The sequence below is a fragment of the Porticoccus sp. genome, assembly GCF_041592135.1.
In the GTDB taxonomy this organism is placed as follows: domain Bacteria; phylum Pseudomonadota; class Gammaproteobacteria; order Pseudomonadales; family Porticoccaceae; genus Porticoccus.
Map to the genome: position 1 here is coordinate 1 of NZ_JBFHQR010000199.1, position 2,620 is coordinate 2,620.

4 protein-coding genes are annotated in these 2,620 nt (G+C 61.1%); 3 read left to right on the forward strand and 1 reads right to left on the reverse strand.

What is annotated here, in order from left to right; genetic code table 11:
* Positions 1-738 (reverse strand): LysR family transcriptional regulator (locus tag ABY948_RS12015; RefSeq protein WP_461482772.1); only part of this gene is annotated, 738 nt, incomplete at its 3' end.
* Between the two features lie 139 nt (positions 739-877).
* Between ABY948_RS12015 and ABY948_RS12020 the strand changes: the two genes are divergently transcribed.
* From ABY948_RS12020 to ABY948_RS12030, 3 genes are read left to right on the forward strand one after another with little or no spacing between them, the layout of a single operon-like run.
* Positions 878-1,282 (forward strand): DoxX family protein, encoded by a 405-nt coding sequence (locus ABY948_RS12020; protein ID WP_461482773.1) that lies wholly within the window; start codon positions 878-880, stop codon positions 1,280-1,282.
* 30 nt (positions 1,283-1,312) lie between these two features.
* On the forward strand, positions 1,313-2,038 hold the full coding sequence (locus tag ABY948_RS12025) for a pirin family protein (protein ID WP_461482774.1): 726 nt from the start codon (positions 1,313-1,315) through the stop codon (positions 2,036-2,038).
* Entirely contained in the window at positions 2,025-2,615 is a 591-nt protein-coding gene (locus ABY948_RS12030) for a malonic semialdehyde reductase (protein WP_461482775.1), read from the forward strand. Before ABY948_RS12025 ends, ABY948_RS12030 begins: the two co-directional genes overlap by 14 nt.
* Positions 2,616-2,620: the final 5 nt, after the last annotated feature.

Here is a 2,620-nt window from a genome sequence, read left to right on the forward strand (position 1 = left end):
CACTAAATCCGGCGCCACATCCTGTGGCAACAGCGCCAACCCCACACCGGCCCTAACCAGCGCCGCCATACCCATCAGGGTGTTGGCCCGCGCCGCGATATGAAGATCCGGGGCATGTTTCTCCAGCCACTGCATCGGTGTCAGCCGCAGCAGTGAGCGCTCGGGGCCGATAAAAGACTGCCCGGCGAAGTCGGTTACACCCAGGGGCGTATCGGAGAGCGGCCGTTGCGGATCGCGCCCGTACAGGTACCAGGGCACCGTCCTCAGCTTGCGCCCCACCAGATGTTCCGGCGGTGCCGACGTGGCCCGCAGGGCAATATCCGCCTCCATGCGCGACAGGTTGTAGTCGTCGCTACTGGCCAGCAATTCCACCTCGATACCCGGATACATTGAGTGGAATTCGGCCAGCAGTGGCGGCAGTTCGTAGTAGGCAAAGCCATCCGGGCAGGTGATGCGCACCGATCCCTCCAGGGTCTGGTCACCCCCCAGAATCATCCGGTCCACCTCGTCGATGGCCTGCGCCACCTGCTCGGCCCGCACCATCAATGCCTCGCCGGCACCGGTGAGGTGATAGCGGGCATCGCGCCGCTCGAACAACCGCACTCCCAGCTTCTCCTCAAGCCCACGAATGCGGCGAAATACCGTGGAATGATTCACACCCAGTTTCTTGCGGGCGCCGTTGAGACTGCCGCTCTCGGCAACGGCGCGGAAATATCGCAGATCATCCCAGCTATCCATCAATCTTCACCCAGGTTCACCCATGCCAAACTCACAGCTTGCATATTTGCAATCATAGTTTGAAAAGAATGCGGATTTTCTTTCACTAATGCAATAACGATACTGTCACCCACAGCATTCAACCACTGAGGACAACATCATGAACAACACCACAACTCACGGAACCGCCCTGCTCCGCATCAGCCTCGGCATCATCTATATCGCCCACAGCCTTTACCTGAAACTGGTGATCTTCACCCTACCCGGCACCGCCGCCTTTTTTGAAAGCATTGGGCTGCCGGCGATTCTGGCCTACGCCACCTTTGCCGCGGAAGCCATTGGCGGAGTCGCCCTGCTGCTGGGTGTTCAGGCTCGCTGGGCGGCACTGGCATTGGTGCCGGTAGCCCTCGGCGCCACCTGGGCACACAGCGGCGCAGGCTGGGTCTTCAGCAATACCGGGGGCGGCTGGGAATATCCGCTGTTCCTCGCCATCGCCACCGCCGTGATCGCCCTGCAGGGCAACGGCAGCCTGGCGTTGCAGCGCGAGCCGGCCGCCGACCAGTAAATAGGCTATCTTCGATAAGGGAGGTGGACCATGCAAAGATTCTACACAGCCAGGGAGCGGGGCAGCACGCAGCTGCCCTGGCTCAGCAGTTACCACAGCTTCTCTTTCAATCGCTATTACGATCCGGCACACATGGGCTTCGGCCCGCTGCGGGTACTCAATGAGGACCATGTAGCGCCGGGGGGGCAGTTTGATACCCACGGCCACCAGAATGCCCAGATCATCAGCATGGTTTACTACGGCACCATGTACCACGAAGACAGCTGTGGCCACAGCGGGTTACTGAGCACCGGCGACTACCAGTTTATGAACGCCGGCAGCGGTATTACCCACAGCGAAGCCAATGCCAGCGACAACGAACCGCTGGGGTTTATGCAACTGTGGGTACTGCCTCGCCATCGCAGTGGCCGCCCCGATTATCAATATCGTCGCTTCGAAGACGGCGCCCCGCTGCAACTGGTGGCCAGCGGCGACCCGGTTTCAGACGCATTCCTGGTCGACCAGGACATTCGCATCTGGCAACTGCGCCTTTCAAGCGGGGGACAACTGCGTCATCCCCTGCAGCAGAACTGGCTGCGCCGCATCCAGCTGGTGGAGGGCGCCCTGACTGCCGACGGGCAAGCGCTGACACCCGGCGACGGCCTGCTTACCGAACCCCTCGCCACCACTGAATACCACGCCCAGCGGGATAGCCTGGCGCTGGTCTTCGACATACCCAAAGATTTGTACCAAGGAAAAACGCATGAAACCGATTGACCAACACAGCATTCAGCAACTGTTTACCGATGCCCGCACCCACAGCTACTGGCAGGACCGCGGCATCGCCGCCGACACCCTGCGCCAGCTCTACCAGCTGGCCGCCATGGGCCCCACCAGCATGAACTCCGAACCGGGACGGTTTGTGTTCCTCACCACCCCGGCGGCCAAACAGCGGCTGCTGCCCGCCCTGGCGGAGGGCAACCGCGACAAAACCCTGGCCGCTCCGGCCACCGTGATCGTCGCCCACGACCCGACTTTCTATCGACACCTACCGGAACTGTTCCCCCATATGGCAGGGGCTGACAAAATGTTTGCCGACAACGAGGAACTGGCCCGCGTAACGGCCTTTCGCAATGGCACCTTGCAGGGTGCCTGGCTGATCATGGCGGCCCGCGCCCTGGGGCTCGACTGCGGCCCCATGTCCGGCTTCGACAACGGCAAAACCGATGAGATTTTCTTTGCAGAAAATGGCTGGAAATCCAACTTTTTGATCAATCTCGGTTACGGCGACCTGGAAAAGCTATACCCCCGCGGCAAGCGGCTGGATTTTGAAGAGGCCTGTGTGCTGCTGTAGCCCCC

Excerpts from the sequence above, each read along its gene's own strand:
- ABY948_RS12020 (WP_461482773.1), top strand. The coding sequence starts at position 878 with ATGAACAACACCACAACTCACGGAACCGCCCTGCTCCGCATCAGCCTC.
- ABY948_RS12025 (WP_461482774.1), top strand. The coding sequence starts at position 1,313 with ATGCAAAGATTCTACACAGCCAGGGAGCGGGGCAGCACGCAGCTGCCC.
- ABY948_RS12030 (WP_461482775.1), top strand. The coding sequence starts at position 2,025 with ATGAAACCGATTGACCAACACAGCATTCAGCAACTGTTTACCGATGCC.